This window comes from Streptomyces sp. NBC_01255, from assembly GCF_036226445.1.
Lineage (GTDB): Bacteria > Actinomycetota > Actinomycetes > Streptomycetales > Streptomycetaceae > Streptomyces.
Genome location: NZ_CP108474.1, coordinates 2936425 through 2951586 on the forward strand (window position 1 = coordinate 2936425; position 15162 = coordinate 2951586).

The 15162-nt window shown below is 71.4% G+C and carries 14 protein-coding genes and 2 tRNA genes; 6 read left to right on the top strand and 10 right to left on the bottom strand.

Features of this window, described 5'->3' with window-relative positions; all coding sequences use genetic code 11:
- The first annotated feature begins 2 nt into the window (after positions 1–2).
- Together rsgA and OG357_RS12810 are read left to right on the top strand one after the other, a co-directional pair.
- Positions 3–1016 (top strand): ribosome small subunit-dependent GTPase A, encoded by a 1014-nt coding sequence (rsgA, locus tag OG357_RS12805; protein ID WP_329621259.1) that lies wholly within the window; start codon positions 3–5, stop codon positions 1014–1016.
- 92 nt (positions 1017–1108) lie between these two features.
- Entirely contained in the window at positions 1109–1432 is a 324-nt protein-coding gene (locus OG357_RS12810; protein WP_329621260.1) for a DMT family transporter, read from the top strand.
- Here the strand turns inward: OG357_RS12810 and OG357_RS12815 are convergent.
- Entirely contained in the window at positions 1324–1986 is a 663-nt protein-coding gene (locus tag OG357_RS12815) for a TetR/AcrR family transcriptional regulator (protein ID WP_329621261.1), read from the bottom strand. The genes OG357_RS12810 and OG357_RS12815 overlap by 109 nt on opposite strands.
- Positions 1987–2151: 165 nt before the next feature.
- Here OG357_RS12815 and hisN point away from each other — a divergent pair, with 165 nt between their 5' ends.
- Together hisN and OG357_RS12825 are read left to right on the top strand one after the other, a co-directional pair.
- A complete protein-coding gene (gene hisN / locus OG357_RS12820; RefSeq protein ID WP_329621262.1) occupies positions 2152–2961 on the top strand; it encodes a histidinol-phosphatase in 810 nt (269 codons plus the stop codon).
- Between the two features lie 166 nt (positions 2962–3127).
- Positions 3128–3520: a CBS domain-containing protein gene (locus OG357_RS12825; RefSeq protein WP_055641419.1), complete on the top strand. Its 393-nt coding sequence runs from the start codon at positions 3128–3130 to the stop codon at positions 3518–3520.
- Positions 3521–3580: 60 nt separating this feature from the next.
- Here OG357_RS12825 and OG357_RS12830 read toward each other — a convergent pair whose 3' ends face one another.
- A complete protein-coding gene (locus OG357_RS12830) occupies positions 3581–5050 on the bottom strand; it encodes a catalase (RefSeq protein WP_329625578.1) in 1470 nt (489 codons plus the stop codon).
- A gap of 152 nt (positions 5051–5202) precedes the next feature.
- Between OG357_RS12830 and OG357_RS12835 the strand changes: the two genes are divergently transcribed.
- Entirely contained in the window at positions 5203–5622 is a 420-nt protein-coding gene (locus OG357_RS12835) for a Fur family transcriptional regulator (protein WP_056643907.1), read from the top strand.
- 127 nt (positions 5623–5749) lie between these two features.
- Here the strand turns inward: OG357_RS12835 and OG357_RS12840 are convergent.
- From OG357_RS12840 to OG357_RS12855, 4 genes are all read right to left on the bottom strand, one after another.
- Positions 5750–5823, bottom strand: a tRNA-Met gene (locus tag OG357_RS12840).
- Positions 5824–5906: 83 nt separating this feature from the next.
- Positions 5907–7916 (bottom strand): tetratricopeptide repeat protein, encoded by a 2010-nt coding sequence (locus OG357_RS12845; protein WP_329621263.1) that lies wholly within the window; start codon positions 7914–7916, stop codon positions 5907–5909.
- A 202-nt stretch (positions 7917–8118) separates the two neighbouring features.
- Positions 8119–8192 (bottom strand) — tRNA-Met (locus OG357_RS12850).
- 45 nt (positions 8193–8237) lie between these two features.
- Positions 8238–11129 carry a UPF0182 family membrane protein gene (locus OG357_RS12855; protein WP_329625579.1) on the bottom strand — a complete coding sequence of 964 codons (2892 nt, stop codon included), beginning with the start codon at positions 11127–11129 and terminating at the stop codon, positions 8238–8240.
- A gap of 135 nt (positions 11130–11264) precedes the next feature.
- On the opposite strand from OG357_RS12855, the gene OG357_RS12860 reads away from it, so the two are divergent.
- Entirely contained in the window at positions 11265–11816 is a 552-nt protein-coding gene (locus OG357_RS12860; protein WP_329621264.1) for a PPA1309 family protein, read from the top strand.
- 107 nt (positions 11817–11923) lie between these two features.
- On the opposite strand, the gene OG357_RS12865 is transcribed toward OG357_RS12860, so the two are convergent.
- The 4 genes from OG357_RS12865 to OG357_RS12880 form a co-directional block, all read right to left on the bottom strand.
- A complete protein-coding gene (locus OG357_RS12865; RefSeq protein WP_329621265.1) occupies positions 11924–13012 on the bottom strand; it encodes a YlbL family protein in 1089 nt (362 codons plus the stop codon).
- Positions 13013–13084: 72 nt separating this feature from the next.
- Positions 13085–13216, bottom strand: coding sequence for a hypothetical protein (locus OG357_RS12870; protein WP_329625834.1), 132 nt, complete (start codon positions 13214–13216; stop codon positions 13085–13087).
- 245 nt (positions 13217–13461) lie between these two features.
- Complete coding sequence (locus OG357_RS12875; RefSeq protein ID WP_329621266.1) at positions 13462–13923, bottom strand: molybdenum cofactor biosynthesis protein MoaE; 462 nt, start codon at positions 13921–13923, stop codon at positions 13462–13464.
- A gap of 115 nt (positions 13924–14038) precedes the next feature.
- Complete coding sequence (locus OG357_RS12880) at positions 14039–15148, bottom strand: SDR family oxidoreductase (protein WP_329621267.1); 1110 nt, start codon at positions 15146–15148, stop codon at positions 14039–14041.
- Positions 15149–15162 lie beyond the last annotated feature (14 nt).

The following is a 15162-nucleotide window of genomic DNA, read 5'->3' on the forward strand; positions in this document are numbered from 1 at the left end:
CCATGCGTCGCTACGGCAAGAACACCGACGAGGACGACATCCGCCAGCGGCCCAACCGCAAGGGCACCCGTCCCCGTACGTCCATCCGCCCGAAGCACGAGGACGCCGTCGAGGGCATGGTCCTCACCGTCGACCGGGGCCGGCTGACGTGCCTGGTCGACGACCGGATCGTGACGGCGATGAAGGCCCGCGAGCTGGGCCGCAAGGCCGCCGTGGTCGGCGACCGGGTCCAGATCGTCGGCGACCTCACCGGCGAGAAGGACACCCTGGCCCGGATCGTCCGGATCGGCGAGCGCAGCTCGGTGCTCCGGCGCACGGCCGACGACGACGACCCGTTCGAGCGGGTGGTCGTCGCCAACGCCGACCAGCTGGCGATCGTCACCGCGCTCGCCGACCCCGAGCCGCGCCCCCGGCTGATCGACCGCTGTCTGGTCGCCGCGTACGACGGCGGGCTCTCCCCTCTCCTCGTCCTGACCAAGTCGGACCTGGCGTCGCCGGACGAGCTCCTGGAGATGTACGGGGCGCTCGGCGTCCCGCACGTGGTCACCACCCGCGACGAGTTCGTCGACGGCGTCGCCGCCGATCGGGTCCACGAGCACCTCAAGGGCCGCACGACCGCCTTCGTCGGGCACTCGGGTGTCGGCAAGACGACGCTGGTCAACGCCCTGGTCCCGGCGGACCGGCGGCGGACCACGGGTGTGGTCAACGCGGTCACGGGCCGCGGCCGGCACACGACGACCTCGGCGCTCGCCCTGCCGCTCGACGACAAGGAGGGCGGCTGGGTCATCGACACGCCCGGCGTGCGCTCCTTCGGACTGCACCACGTCGACCCGTCCCGGGTGATCCTCGCCTTCCCCGACCTCGTGCCGGGGACGGAGAACTGCCCGCGCGCGTGCAGCCACGACGAGCCGGACTGCGCGCTCGACGCCTTCGTGGCGGAGGGGCACGCGGACCCCGCGCGGCTCTACTCGCTGCGGCGGCTGCTCTCGACCCGCGAACGACGCGAGGGCGACTGACCCGTCGGCGTTTACGGTCGACCGTCACCGGTAAGGGCATAATCGCACCAAGTGCGACGAAGCAGTCACCGACGGCGTGGGAGGCACTGACGATGGCGTGGCTGCTGGTGGTGGTGGCCGGTGTCCTGGAGACGGGTTTCGCGGTCTGCCTGAAGCTCTCGCACGGGTTCACCCGGCTCTGGCCGACGATCGCCTTCGCGGCCTTCGCCCTGGGCAGCTTCGGACTGCTCACCCTCGCGCTGCGGAAGCTGGACGTGGGTCCGGCGTACGCGGTGTGGACGGGGATCGGCGCGGCCGGGACGGCGATCTACGGAATGGTCTTCCTCGGGGACGTCGTCTCCACCCTCAAGATCATCTCGATCACGCTGGTCATCGCGGGGGTCATCGGACTCCAGCTCTCCGGCTCCTCGCACTGATCCGCCGGGCCACCGGACGACACAGCGCGGCCGGTCGGTAGCGGCGGCGCCACGACGTGGCTGAGGGCCAGCCGGACGGCCAGCTCGCAGCCGGCCGCCCACCGCTCGCCCGCGCAGGCCGCGGTCGCCGCGACCAGCTCGCCCGGCGCGGGCGGCCCTTCGTCGGCGCGCCGCTGGGCGGGTACGGGGGCGGGGCGCGCGCCCGGCCGGACGGGCCGGGGCACGGGCAGCCGCTCGTTCCAGGCGCCGGTGAGCAGGGCCCGCAGTATCGGGCGGGCGGCCGCCCGGGCGACGGTCCACTCGGCGACGGCGACGAGGTTCCGCTCGACCGGGTCCGGGGCACCGAGCAGCCCCCGGACGCCCTGGAGATAGGCGTCGGCCTCCCGGCGCACGAGGGCGCGGGCGAGCCCCTCCTTGCTGCCGAACTCGTTGTAGAGGGACTGCCGGGACACCCGGGCGGCGGTGGCGAGGTCGACCATCCGGACGGCGGACCAGGACCGGTCGGCGAGCGCGGCGAGCGCGGCGTCGAGCAGGGCCTCGCGGGCAGTCGGCATCCTCGCCTCCCCGGACCGACCGAAACGTTTCCGTGCTCAGCGTCGACAGGGGCCCCCGCGCTGTCAAGGGGTCACCGCAGGAGCACCGCACCGTCGGGAGCCCGCCACCGAAGGCCCCGTGGACGGTTCGCCGCGCGGGGATCACCCGGGGATAGAGTGCCGACCATGGCCGATTACCACGATGATCTGCGTCTCGCCCACGTCCTCGCGGATGCCGCCGACGCGGCCACCATGGACCGATTCCAGGCGCTCGACCTCAAGGTCGAGACGAAGCCGGACATGACCCCGGTGAGCGAGGCCGACAAGGCCGCGGAGGAGCTGATCCGCGGCCAGCTCCAGCGCGCCAGGCCGCGTGACGCGATCCTGGGCGAGGAGTACGGCGTGGAGGGCTCGGGCCCGCGCCGCTGGGTGATCGACCCGATCGACGGCACCAAGAACTACGTGCGCGGAGTGCCCGTCTGGGCGACCCTGATCGCGCTGATGGAGGCCGGCGAGACCGGCTTCCAGCCGGTGGTGGGCGTGGTGTCGGCCCCGGCGCTCGGCCGCCGCTGGTGGGCGGCGAAGGGCCTGGGGGCGTACACGGGCCGCAGCCTGGCCTCGGCGACCCGGCTCGGGGTGTCGAAGGTGGCCACCCTGGAGGACGCCTCCTTCGCGTACTCCTCGATCAGCGGCTGGGAGGAGCAGGGGCGGCTCGACGGCTTCCTCGACCTCACGCGCGCGTGCTGGCGGACGCGCGCGTACGGCGACTTCTGGCCGTACATGATGGTCGCCGAGGGCTCCGTGGACATCTGCGCCGAGCCGGAGCTGTCCCTGTGGGACATGGCGGCGGTGGCGATCGTCGTCCAGGAGGCGGGCGGCACGTACACGGGCCTGGACGGCCGGCACGGCCCGCACAGCGGCAACGCGGCGGCGTCCAACGGCCTGCTCCACGGCGAGCTGCTGAGCTACCTGAACCAGGAGAACGCGGAGGCCTGAGCACACGGGAGGGACGAGAGGGCCCGAGCGCCGTCGTCACTCCCCGGGGGCGCCTCGCGCGCCCCCTTGTCGGGCCCCTCCCCCGGTGTCACCCTGAGAGTCCCCCCACTTGTGAACTTGTGAATTCCTTCTCTTTGAAGGGTTCACGAAGGAGGTGGCTCCGCCCATGCTCGTCCGTGACGCCATGAGCACGGTGGTCCTCACCATCGGCCCCGCCCACACCCTCCGACAGGCAGCCCGGCTGATGTCGGCGCGCCGCGTCGGCGCGGCCGTCGTCCTCGACTCCGACGCCGGCGGACTCGGCATCCTCACCGAGCGCGACATCCTCAACTCCCTCGCCCGGGACCAGGACCCCGACGTGGAGACCGCGGGCTCCCACACCACCCACGACGTCGTCTTCGCCGCGCCCACCTGGACCCTGGCGGAGGCGGCCGAGGCGATGACGCACGGCGGCTTCCGTCACCTCGTCGTCCTCGACGACCGGGGACCCGTCGGCATCGTCTCCGTACGGGACATCATCCGCTGCTGGATCCCGGTGCACAGCGTCGCCGGCCGATGAACGAGACCGGGCCGGACTCCGTGCGGAGTCCGGCCCGGCCCTTACCTACGACAAGCGCCCTCAGCCACGCAGGGCCTGGACCGCGGCGTCGAGCCGCTTGCCGAAGTCACCGTCCGCCTGGCGGAAGTTGCCGATCGCCCGCTCGGCGATGTCGTCCCGCGAGACCTTGGCGATGAAGCCCGCCAGGTTATCGACGAGACGGCCCTTCTCGTCCTCCGACATCAGGCGGTAGAGGTTGCCCGCCTGGACGAAGTCGCTGTCCTCGGCGTGCGAGGGGGCGGCGTGGTCACCGGTGAGGCCGGTGACGGGGAGCGGCTGCCAGAGCGGCCGGTCCGTCTGGTGCGGGCCGCCGAAGCTGTTCGGCTCGTAGTTCTTCGCGCCCTTGTGGCGGCCGTCGTAGAGGTGGCCGTCGCGGGAGTTGGTGCGCGCCTCGGTGGCGTGCGGGCGGTTCACCGGCAGGTGGTCGGCGTTGATGCCGACGCGGTAGCGGTGGGCGTCGCCGTAGGCGAAGAGACGGCCCTGGAGCATCTTGTCCGGGGACGGGCCGATGCCGGGCACGAAGTGCGCCGGGCTGAAGATCGACTGCTCGACCTCGGCGAAGACGTTCTCCGGGTTGCGGTTGAGCTCCAGCTTGCCGATCTCGATCGGCGGGTAGTCCTCGTGCGGCCACACCTTGGTGAGGTCGAACGGGTTGAAGCGGTACTCGGCCGCCTCGGCCGCGGGCATGATCTGCACCTGCACGGTCCAGGTCGGGAAGTCGCCGCGCTCGATGGACTCGCGCAGGTCGCGCTGGTGCGAGTCCGGGTCCTCACCGGCGAGGCGGTTGGCCTCGGCCTGGGTGAGGTTCTTGATGCCCTGGTCGGTCTTGAAGTGGTACTTGACCCAGAAGACCTCGCCGGCCTCGTTGTTCCACTGGAACGTGTGCGAGCCGTAGCCGTTCATGTGGCGGTACGAGGCGGGGATGCCGCGGTCGCCGAACAGCCAGGTGACCTGGTGGGTCGACTCCGGGGAGAGGCCCCAGAAGTCCCAGACGTTGTCCGCCTCCTGCGAGCCCGAGTACGGGTCGCGCTTCTGGGTGTGGATGAAGTCGGGGAACTTGATGGCGTCCTTGATGAAGAACACCGGGGTGTTGTTGCCGACGAGGTCGTAGTTGCCCTCTTCGGTGTAGAACTTCAGCGCCCAGCCGCGGGGGTCGCGGACCGCGTCGGCCGCACCGAGGTTGCCCGCGACGGTGGAGAAGCGCAGGAACGTCTCGGTCTCCTTGCCGACCTCGGAGAGGAACGCGGCACGCGTCCACTGCGAGACGTCACGGGTGAGCGTGAAGGTGCCGTAGGCGCCCGCACCGCGCGCGTGGACCACGCGCTCCGGGATGCGCTCACGGTTGAAGTGGGCGAGCTTCTCCAGGAGGAGCTGGTCCTGTACGAGGACCGGTCCGCCGACGCCCGCCGTCTCGCTGTTCTGGTTGTCGGCGACCGGCGCGCCGGCCTCCGTGGTGAGCGGTCCCTGCGTCACGTGCGCCTCCTGCGTGATGTCCTGCGAGTCCTGTCCGTCGGCCCGGCCCCTTCTCCGGGACCTTGGCCAATGCCGGTTTTGATCCTACAATAGACATTGTCTAAGTCAAGCAGGCTTCCAAAGTCACACCCGTTCAGGATCAGGTTCCCCCGACTGTTAGGCTGGCGCCCATGAGCGACCTGTTGGAACGACTGCGCGGACGCGGCTGGCGGATGACCGCGCAGCGGCGCGTCGTGGCCGAGGTCCTCGACGGGGATCACGTACACCTGACCGCCGACGAGGTCCACGCCCGCGCTGTGTCGAGGCTGCCCGAGATCTCGCGCGCGACCGTGTACAACACGCTGGGCGAGATGGTCACGCTCGGCGAGGTCATGGAGGTCGCGACGGACGGCCGCGCCAAGCGGTACGACCCCAACGCCCACCGCCCGCACCAGCACCTGGTCTGCGGCCGCTGCGGCGCCATCCGCGACGTCCACCCGGCGGGCGACCCGATGGCGGACCTGCCGGACACCGAGCGCTTCGGTTTCACCATCTCGAACGTCGAGGTCACGTACCGCGGCATCTGCCCGAGCTGCGCCACGACGGCCTGACACCGCGACGAGAAAGGCCCCCGCTCCGGCGGGGGCCTTTCTCGTTTCCGTCGTCGCCCCCCTCGGGGAACACGACGAAGGCCCGGATCCGATCGAAACCGGATCCGGGCCTTCGTTTGCTACTGAGTAGCGGGGACAGGATTTGAACCTGCGACCTCTGGGTTATGAGCCCAGCGAGCTACCGAGCTGCTCCACCCCGCGTCGGTAAACACGACTGTACGGGACGCCCCCCGACCAGCGCAAATTCGTTAACGCACGGCCATCACGCGGTTCTCGACCGGCCCTCACGCGGTCAGTTCCTGGTGCAGTGCCTCGCTCAGCCGGGCCGCGCGCTCGGCGACCTCCGCCGGGCCCAGCTCCACCGCGCGGGCGCACCAGTGCCGCCCCTCGGTGAGCTCGCCCCGGCGCGCCGCGAGCAGCGCGAGCCGGAGCGCGGCGCGGCCGTGGCCGGCCCGGGCGGCCCGGGTCCACCAGAGCGCGGCCTCGCGCTCGCTGCCCTCGCGGGCGAGGAGCAGCCCGAGGTTGAAGGCGCCGTTGCGGCTGCCCGCCTCCGCCGCCTCGCGGTACCAGCGGTCGGCCTCGGCGAGGTCGCCGCGGCCCGCGGCGAGCATCCCGACGCGCACCTGGGCGCGCCGGTGGCCCTGCTGGGCGGCCCGCTCGTACCACTCCTCGCACTCGGTCTTCTCGTCCCGGGGCGCGCCGAGCACGGCGGGGCCGGGGTCGGGGCGGCGCGCGTCGAGGACCGTGGCCAGCCGGAAGGCGGCCTCGGCGCTGCCGCCGCCGGCCGCGCACCGCAGATGCCGCTCGGCGGTCCGCTCGTCGCCGTCGCGCAGGGCGGCGATGCCGACCTGGAGGGCGGCCTCGGTGTGCCCGGCGGCGGCGGCCCGCTCGTACCAGACCAGGGCCGTCCGGTCGTCGTCGCGGCCCGCGTGGAGGATGCCCAGGTTGAAGGCGGCGTCCACGCTGCCGGCCTCGGCGGCCTTGGAGAACCACGGCTCGGCGCCGTTGGCGTCGCCGGCCTGGAGGAGCAGCACGGCGAGCGCGTTGGCGGCCTCGCGGTGGCCCGCGTAGGCGGCGCGGCGGTACCACTGCTCGGCCTGCGGGATCCGGTCCTGGGCGGCGCAGAGCAGCCCGAGGTTGTACGCCCCGTTCACGTCGCCCGCGTCCATGGCGGCGCGGTACCAGCGCTCGGCGGTCTGCTGCTCGCCCCGGGCCGCGTGCAGCGCCCCGAGGGCGTTGGCCGCGTTGCCGTCGCCGTCCTGGGCGGCGCGCAGCCACCACACGGCGGCGCTCTCCTGGTCGCCCGCGTCGCGGAGGAGGAAGCCGAGGGCGCAGGCGGCCTTGGCCTCGCCCTCCTTGGCGGAGCTCAGGTACCAGCGGCCGGCCTCCTTGAGGTCGCCGCGCTTCTCCAGGATCGCGCCGAGGTGCAGCGCGGCGCGCCGGTGCCCGCGGGCGGCGGCCTGTCGGAACCACTGCTCGGCCTCGGTGAGCTCGCCCTTCGGCGGGGTGGGGTCCGTGACGCCGCCGGGCGCCGCGCCCGCCGGAGGGGCCGCGCTCGCGGTGCCGCCGGGCACGCGCAGCCGGGAGCCGGTGTCGTGCGGCCCACGGCCGGTGTCGTGGGGTCCGCGGCCGGTCTCGTGGGGCCCGAGGCCCGGCTCGGTCGCGCGGCGCTCCAGGGCCAGGGCGAGGCGGTAGGCGGCCTCGCGGTGGCCCTGCTCGGCGGCGGCGCGCAGCCAGCGCTCGGCGCCGACGTCGCTGCGATGCTCCAGGAGGTCGGCGAGGGCGTAGGCGCCGAGGGCGTGGCCCTGCTCGGCGGCCTGGCGCAGCCAGTACTCGGCGGCCGGCTCGTCCCCGCGCTCGCGGTGGTGGCGGCCCAGGGCGTGGGCGGCGGGCGCGGAGCCGGCGACGGCGGCGACCCGCCACCAGCCGGCGGCCTCGTCGGCGTATCCCCGCTGGTGGAGCAGGACGCCCAGGTTGTTCGCCGCGGCCCGGTCCCCCTCGGCGGTGGCGCCGCGCAGGTAGGGCTCGGCGCCGTCGAGGTCACCGCGGCGCAGCAGCAGCGCGCCGAGCGCGCTCATCGAGGCGAGGTCTCCGCGCTCGGCCGCACGCCGGTGGCGCGCCTCGCTCTCGGTTTCCGTCTCGTTCTCGGTGTCGGCATCGGTCTCGGCGGTGGTGTCGACGGCCGCATCGACGGCCCCTACTGCCTCGATGATCTCGTCCGCGGCGTTTCTGGCGTGCCGCTGCACAAACCGCCCTGTCTCCAACAGAGTTGCCCTGTCCCCCATAAATACCATCGTCGCACCACCCGCAACCCGAGCACACCTGGTATACCGCAGCCAGTGAGGTCACTCAGCGTTTTGTCGACATGCCCACAGAGAGACAAGTCAAACACGCCTCACACCAACTCGCCCCCTCCGTACCGCTCTTCGGTGCCCTCCGTCATCTCGACACACGACGAAGGCCCGGATCCTTATGGATCCGGGCCCTCGTTCTGAGTAGCGGGGACAGGATTTGAACCTGCGACCTCTGGGTTATGAGCCCAGCGAGCTACCGAGCTGCTCCACCCCGCGTCGGTGAAACCACAGTATCACGACGCGGGGATGGAAAACCTCAGGTCAGCCGCCTGATCCCGTGCTCTTGAGCTTCGCTCCGGCGTCCGCCGCACGCACGAGGGCCGCCTGGAGGTCCTCCTGCGCCTTGCCGTACGCCACCCAGTCGCCCTTCTGGAGCGCCGCCTCACCCGCGTCGTACGCCTTCTGGGCGTCGGCGATCGCCGCCTTCAGAGCGGCGTCGTTCGACGTCGGCGGCGGGGGTGTGGTGCCCGGCGGCGGGGTCGTGGGCGGCGTCGGTGCCTCCACCCCGAAGACCGCGTTCAGCGCGTTGGTGAGGTTGTCCTCGAACACGGTGGTGTCCTTGGTCGTGTCACCGTCCGGCTGGTCCGCGTCCACGTAGGACACCGCGACCTTCTTCAGGAGCGGGTAGAGCGCGTTGCGGCCCTGGGCGTACACCGGCTCCACGTACAGGAACCCGCCGTCGAGCGGCACGGTCAGCAGGTTGCCGTACTGGATGTCGGAGTCGGCGCCCTTCATGTCCCGGACGAACTGGGCGACGTCGGGCAGACCGTTGAGCTTGCTCTGCACCTGGGCCGGGCCCGGCACGTCCTCGGTGACCCGCAGCAGTCTCAGCCGGCCGTACTCCTTGCTGGTGGCGTCGGCGTCGACCGCCATGAAGCCGCCCAGGTTGGGCCGGCCGTTCGGCGTGAACGTCGTCGTCAGCGAGAAGCGCTGCGCCGCGTCCCCGGGCATCTTCATGCTCAGGTAGTACGGCGGGACCGCGTTGCCGTCCTTGTTGGTCGGGTCGTCCGGCACCTGCCAGGCGTCCGAGCCGCTGTAGAACTGCGCGGGGTCGGTGACGTGATAGCGGGTCAGCAGCTCGCGCTGGACCTTGAACATGTCCTGCGGGTAGCGCAGGTGCTCCATCAGGTCGCCGTTGATCTCGGACTTCGCCTTCACCGTGCCCGGGAAGGCCTTCATCCAGGTCTGGAGGACCGGGTCCTGCGTGTCCCACTGGTAGAGGTTCACCGTGCCGTCGTAGGCGTCGACGGTGGCCTTCACCGAGTTGCGGATGTAGTTGACCTGGTTCTGCTGGGCGACGACCGTGCGCTGCTGGTTGCCGACGGTCAGCGAGTCGGCCGTGGTGTCGCCGAGCGTGGTGCGCGAGGCGTACGGGTAGCCGTTGGTCGTCGTGTAGGCGTCGACGATCCACTGGATCCGCCCGTTGACGACCGCCGGGTAGGCGTCGCCGTCGATGGTCAGCCAGGGTGCGACGGCCTCGACGCGCTCCTTGGGGGTGCGGTTGTAGAGGATCCGCGAGCCCTCGCCGATGGCCCCCGAGTAGAGGATCTGCGGCTCGCTGAAGGCCACCGCGTAGGCGGCGCGGTTGAACGCGCCGGAGAGGCTGACGCCGCTCTTCTCCTTGTAGCTGGTGGTCTTCTCGCCGTTCTCCTCGTAGTCCAGCTCCTTCTGCGGGCCGCCCACGATCGAGTACTGGTCGGTCTTCTCGCCGTAGTAGATCCGCTGCTGGTACTCGCCGATGTCACCGGTCGTCGGCAGTCCGGACTCGGTGAAGACCGGGGAGCCGTTGGCGTCCGTCGTCGTGCCCGTGGCCATGATCGCGCCGTAGCCGTGGGTGTAGGTGAAGTGGTCGTTGATCCAGTTCCGCTTCGGGATGCCCTTGATGTTGAGCTCCCGCAGACCGACGACCGTGTCCTTGCCCTGGTAGCGGTCCACGTCCAGGGTCGTCGGGAACTGGTAGTACTTCCGCTTCTGCTCCAGCTGCTGGAACGTCGGCGAGACGATGTTCGGGTCGAGGACGCGGTACTTGGCCGCCGAGTCGGCGTCCGTGCGGAGCTGGTCCTTGGCCTTGACCGTCGACTTGCCCGAGTAGTTCTCGGGTTTCGTCGAGTCGATCGCATACGCCTTGCGGGTCGCGTCGATGTTCTTCTGGATGTACGGCGCTTCCTTGGCCTGCTCGTTCGGCTGGACCTGGAACTTCTGCACGATGGCCGGGTACAGGCCGCCGATCAGGATCGCGGAGAGCACCATCAGGCCGAAGCCGATCACCGGCAGCTGCCAGGTCCGGCGCCAGAGCGTCGCGAAGAACAGCACGGCGCAGATCGCGGCGATGCAGAACAGGATGGTCTTCGCCGGCAGGTACGCGTTGGCGTCGACGTACCGCAGACCCGTCCAGTTGCCGGTGGCCTTGAAGTCGCTGGACTTCACGGCCAGGCCGTACCGGTCGAGCCAGTACGCCACGGCCTTGAGCGAGACGAAGACGCCGAGCAGCACCGAGAGGTGACCGGTCGCGGCGGCGGTCGCGCGGGCGCCCGGGCTGGTGATCCGCAGTCCGCCGTACAGGTAGTGCGTGAGCGCGGCGGCGATCAGCGACAGGACCGTGGCGGCGAAGCCGAAGGCGAGGAGGAAGCGGTACCAGGGCAGGTCGAACGCGTAGAACGACACGTCGAGCCCGAACTGCGGGTCCTTCTGGCCGAACTTCACGCCGTTGATCCACATGAGCCAGGTACGCCACTGGCCCGAGGCGGAGGCTCCGGCGATCAGCCCCACCAGGACCGTGACCGCGAGGAGGACCCACTTCTTGAAGGGGGCGACCCCCATCCGGTACCGGTCGAGGCTCTGCTGCTCCAGCGACATCGCGCTGAGCGGCGGGCGCAGTCGGTACGCCAGCCAGATGTTGAGGCCGACGGCGAGCCCCATGAGGAGACCGAAGACGGCGAAGAGGCCGATCTTGGTCCACAGGGTGGTGGTGAACACGGACGAGTACTTGACCGAGCGATACCAGAGCCAGTCCGTCCAGAACCCGGCGAACATCACGAACGCCATGGCCAGGACGGCCAGCACCCCGAGTGTCATGAGCAGGGTGCGGGCCCGCCGGGACGGCCGGCCGACTCTCATCCTCGGCCCGGACGGGCTACCGCCGCGGTCCGGCATCTGGAAAGCCAACGTGCGCCCCTCGATGTTGATGCGTCTGAAAGCAGGCCCCGCGATCGTAGAGCCCACTGGTGCAACTTACTGAGGCTTTACCTAGTTCCCGTCTTCGGGGGAAGAGGAGGCAGGATATTGGTCATGTCCAACGTTTCCCCCTCAGGCCCGGCGATGGCCGCGAGCCCCCTCACCCGCGCGGTACTCGAGATCGACGAGTACGCGTCGGGTCTCGGCTGGAACCAGCCGGCCCGTCTGTTCGCCCTCGTCGACACCGCACGGCTCCGCGCCAAGGAGCCCGCCCTCGCCTCCCAGCTCGGCCTGGGCGACGACGCCACCGCCTTCACCCCCATCGAGCAGGACAAGCTGCCGCGCGGGAAGCCGCTCGACGACTTCCTCGGCACGATCGCCTGGCCCGCCTCCGTGGCGGGCTGCGCCCTGACGGTGGAGCGGCTGATGCTGCCGCCGTCGGCGGAGTCCCAGGTGCCGCAGGGGCTGAGCGAGAAGCAGCTCGCCAAGTGGGTGGCCGCCCACCCGGACCGCCAGGAGGTCCGGATGACCGTGGCCGTGCTGCGCGGCGGCGCCCGCGAGGCGGCGATCCGGCTGCGCGAGAAGGACACGACCACCGAGGTCCTGACCGGCCCCGACCTGGTGCCCGGCCTCGCCGAGGCGCTGGCGGCGACCTTCGAGTCCTAGGGCCGGACAGGCCCTGGCCGGCCCGCAGCCGCGCCGGTCCACGGCGGCGGTACGAGAAGGGGCGCCCGGTCGGATGACCGGGCGCCCCTCGTGCGTGTCCGGGCCGGTCAGCCCTTGGAGCAGCTCGGCAGGTTCGCCGTGTCGCCCTTGCGGAGCTTCTCCAGCGACTTCGTGGCGTCGTCGATGGTGTCCACCTTGATCAGGGTCAGTCCGTCGGGCGTGTCGGAGGCGGCGGACGCGCAGTTGTCGGCGGGGGTGAGGAAGTACGTCGCGCCCGCCTTGCGCGCGCCGACGAGCTTCATGTCGATGCCGCCGATCGGGCCGACCTTCCCCTTGTCGTCGATGGTGCCCGTGCCGGCGACGAAAGCGCCGCCGGTGAGGCTCTCCGGGGTGAGCTTGTCGACGATGCCGAGGGCGAACATCAGACCGGCGCTGGGGCCGCCGACGTCGGCGAGGTTGATGTCGATGGTGAACGGGAAGACGTGGTCGGTCCCGGCCTGGATGCCGACGATGGCCCGGTCGCCCTCCTCGGAGGTGGCGGTCTTGATGACCACCTTCCGGGTGACGGTGGGCTCCTTGCCGGCCTTCTCGGCCTCGGCCGCCTCCTTGGCGGGGACGATCGTGAACACGACGTCCTGGCCGGGCTTGCGCTTCGTGACCTGCTCGGCGACATCGCCCGGCTCGGTGACGGTCACGCCGTCGACGGCCCTGATGACGTCACCGGCGTGCAGCTTGCCCTCCGCCGGGGAGTCCTTGACGACGGTGGCGACGATGACCCGGCTGGTCACCGGGATGCCCAGCTCCCCGAGGGCGGCCACCTTGGCGCTCTCCTGGGACTGGCTGAACTCCTCGGCGTTCTCCTGGCTCGACTGCTCCTCGGTCTTGCCGTCCGGGTAGAGCGTGTCGTGCGGCACCACCACGTTGTCGTGGGCGAGCCAGCCGTAGACCGCCTCGACGGCGTTCATCTTGTAGTCCGCGCTGGTGACACGGACCGTCGTCATGTTGAGGTGGCCGTCGGTCGGGTAGGTCTTGCGTCCGGAGATCGAGAGGACGGGCTCTCCCCTGGCCTCTCCGAGGGTGTTGACCGTGGGGCCGGGACTCATCTCCGCGTAGGGCACCGGGATCAGGACGCCTGCGATGAGCAGACAGATCAACACCAGGGTGGAGGCGAGCATCGTCGCGGTGCGGCGTGGCATGGAACGACAGTACGGGACTCGCCTGTGGGTGCACCCCTGGGGCGGTCCGTACGGGGCGGCCCGCGAGCCGCGTCAGCTGGACGGCGTGGAGACGGGGGCGACCGTGCCGGCCGTCTCGCGCTCCTGGACGACGGAGTCGGCCGTCGTGATGTGGGATCGCTCCATCGCGTCCCGGAATCGGGCGTAGCCGGCGAGCTCGGCCACGTCACCTATCGTCTTGTTCCTCGAAGCCCAGCTTCCCCATATCGCCGCGCCGACGACTGCGAAAAGCGGAATCAGCAACCAGGCCAGCGCTGCCATCCCGACCTCCCATCCCCAGTGAGTTGACCAGCAGACTATTCATCTGTGGCATCAACGCTGCTGCCTGGGGGCCGGTTACGCAAATCGGGCGTTCGGCTACGCGCTGTCGGCGCGTCGCCTTGCGGTCCCGAGCCGTGTCAGGACCGCCCTCAGCAGGCCCCGACCCACTCTTCTGTGCCGTCGGAGAAGGTCTGGTGCTTCCAGATCGGGACCTCGTGCTTGAGGTCGTCGATCAGCTTGCGGCAGGCCTCGAAGGCCTCGCCGCGGTGGGGGCAGGAGACGGCGACGACGACCGCGATGTCGCCGATCCGGAGGTCGCCGACGCGGTGGACGGCGGCCAGCGCGCGGACCGGGTAGTTGGCCACGACCTTCTCCGCGACGCGGCGCAGCTCCGCCTCGGCGGTGGGGTGGCAGGAGTAGCCGAGCCCGTCGACGTCCGCCCCTCCGTCGTGGTTGCGCACGGTGCCGACGAAGAGCGTCGTGCCGCCGGAGGCGTCGTCACCGACGGCCCGGAAGACCTCGTCCACGGAGAGCGGGGTCTCCCGGATCGCGAGGAGCTTGATCGGGTCGGCGGCGGTCTGCTCGCCGGGGTGATCGTGGGTGCGTGGCATGCACCCATGGTGCCGTACGCCCCCGACATCCCGGAATAGCGGTTTCGACCGGTCGTCCGAACCCTCCGTAGGAGGGTTCTACAGGCCGCTCGTCCGGGCCCGCCCCCGGCGCGGGTCAGATCCCGCGCCGCTTCCGCATCTGCCGGACGAGCGCCGCCGTGCCGAGCAGTGCCACCGTCGCACCGGCCGCGCCCGCCGCCGTCGCGTCCTTGCGGCCCAGCCGGCGGCCGGCGACCGTGTGACGACCCTCGACCTCCTCCAGGAGGGCGGCGAGGACCTCCTCGTTGGTCCACTTCGGCCGCCAGCCGGCGTCGTGCAGCCGCCCGACGCTCACCACCCAGGGGTGCATGGTGTACGCGAGGTCGCCCGCCGGGGACGGGGTGAGCCCGATCCGGTGGAGGCGGGCCGCCGCGCCGAGGGCGACTGCCGAGGGGAGCTCCATGCGCCGGATACCGGAGAGCTCCTCGACCTCCTCCTGTTCCAGCCAGCCCTCGCAGCCGACCGCGAACTCGCCGTCGACCTTCTCCAGGGCCGCGTACTCCAGCGCGCTCACCAGGTCCTCGACGTGGCAGAACTGCCAGGTGGGGCGGGAGCCGGCGACGACGAGCAGCCGGGGCGACTCGAAGTAGCGGGTCAGCGCCGTGTCCGTACCACCGACGAGGACGGCGGGGCGGACCACGGTGACGTTGAGTCCGGGGTGCGCGCGGGGGGCCCGGCGGCCGAGGCGCTCGATCTCCAGCATGTCGCCGACGCCGGTGGCCTCCGCCGTCGCCCTGAGCTCGGCGTCCTCGGAGAGCGGGATGTCGTTGTCGGGCAGGGCGCCGTAGACCATCGCGGAGGTGCAGAGCACCACGCGGTGCACGCCGGCGGCCGCGGCGGCCGTCAGGACGGTCTGCGTGCCGCGCACGTTGTAGGCCGTTCGGGCGGCGGGGTCGGTCTCCAGGTCGAGATCGACGGCGAGGTGCACGACGACGTCCGCGCCGCGCAGCTTCTCCGCGATGGCCGGATCCCGCACGTCGAGGATGTGCCAGCGCGCTTCGGCGACGTCGCCGCGGCGCTCGTCGATCGCGACGACCTGCTTGATCTCGTCGGAGGCGGCAAGGCGCCTGGTCAGCAGGTCACCCACGCCGGAAGCGGCGCCGGTGACCGCGACGACGGGGCCGCGCGCGGCGGACCGGGTTGAGTGGTTTCGCGCTCCGCGAACCTGAGGATCTGGGGAACTCACCGGGCGTCTCCAGC

What these genes read in the sequence shown, in the direction of transcription:
- rsgA (WP_329621259.1), top strand. Translation starts at nt 3, where the DNA reads ATGCGTCGCTACGGCAAGAACACCGACGAGGACGACATCCGCCAGCGG.
- OG357_RS12810 (WP_329621260.1), top strand. Translation starts at nt 1,109, where the DNA reads ATGGCGTGGCTGCTGGTGGTGGTGGCCGGTGTCCTGGAGACGGGTTTC.
- OG357_RS12815 (WP_329621261.1), bottom strand. Translation starts at nt 1,986, where the DNA reads ATGCCGACTGCCCGCGAGGCCCTGCTCGACGCCGCGCTCGCCGCGCTC.
- hisN (WP_329621262.1), top strand. Translation starts at nt 2,152, where the DNA reads ATGGCCGATTACCACGATGATCTGCGTCTCGCCCACGTCCTCGCGGAT.
- OG357_RS12825 (WP_055641419.1), top strand. Translation starts at nt 3,128, where the DNA reads ATGCTCGTCCGTGACGCCATGAGCACGGTGGTCCTCACCATCGGCCCC.
- OG357_RS12835 (WP_056643907.1), top strand. Translation starts at nt 5,203, where the DNA reads ATGAGCGACCTGTTGGAACGACTGCGCGGACGCGGCTGGCGGATGACC.
- OG357_RS12845 (WP_329621263.1), bottom strand. Translation starts at nt 7,916, where the DNA reads ATGGTATTTATGGGGGACAGGGCAACTCTGTTGGAGACAGGGCGGTTT.
- OG357_RS12855 (WP_329625579.1), bottom strand. Translation starts at nt 11,129, where the DNA reads ATGCCGGACCGCGGCGGTAGCCCGTCCGGGCCGAGGATGAGAGTCGGC.
- OG357_RS12860 (WP_329621264.1), top strand. Translation starts at nt 11,265, where the DNA reads ATGTCCAACGTTTCCCCCTCAGGCCCGGCGATGGCCGCGAGCCCCCTC.
- OG357_RS12865 (WP_329621265.1), bottom strand. Translation starts at nt 13,012, where the DNA reads ATGCCACGCCGCACCGCGACGATGCTCGCCTCCACCCTGGTGTTGATC.
- OG357_RS12875 (WP_329621266.1), bottom strand. Translation starts at nt 13,923, where the DNA reads ATGCCACGCACCCACGATCACCCCGGCGAGCAGACCGCCGCCGACCCG.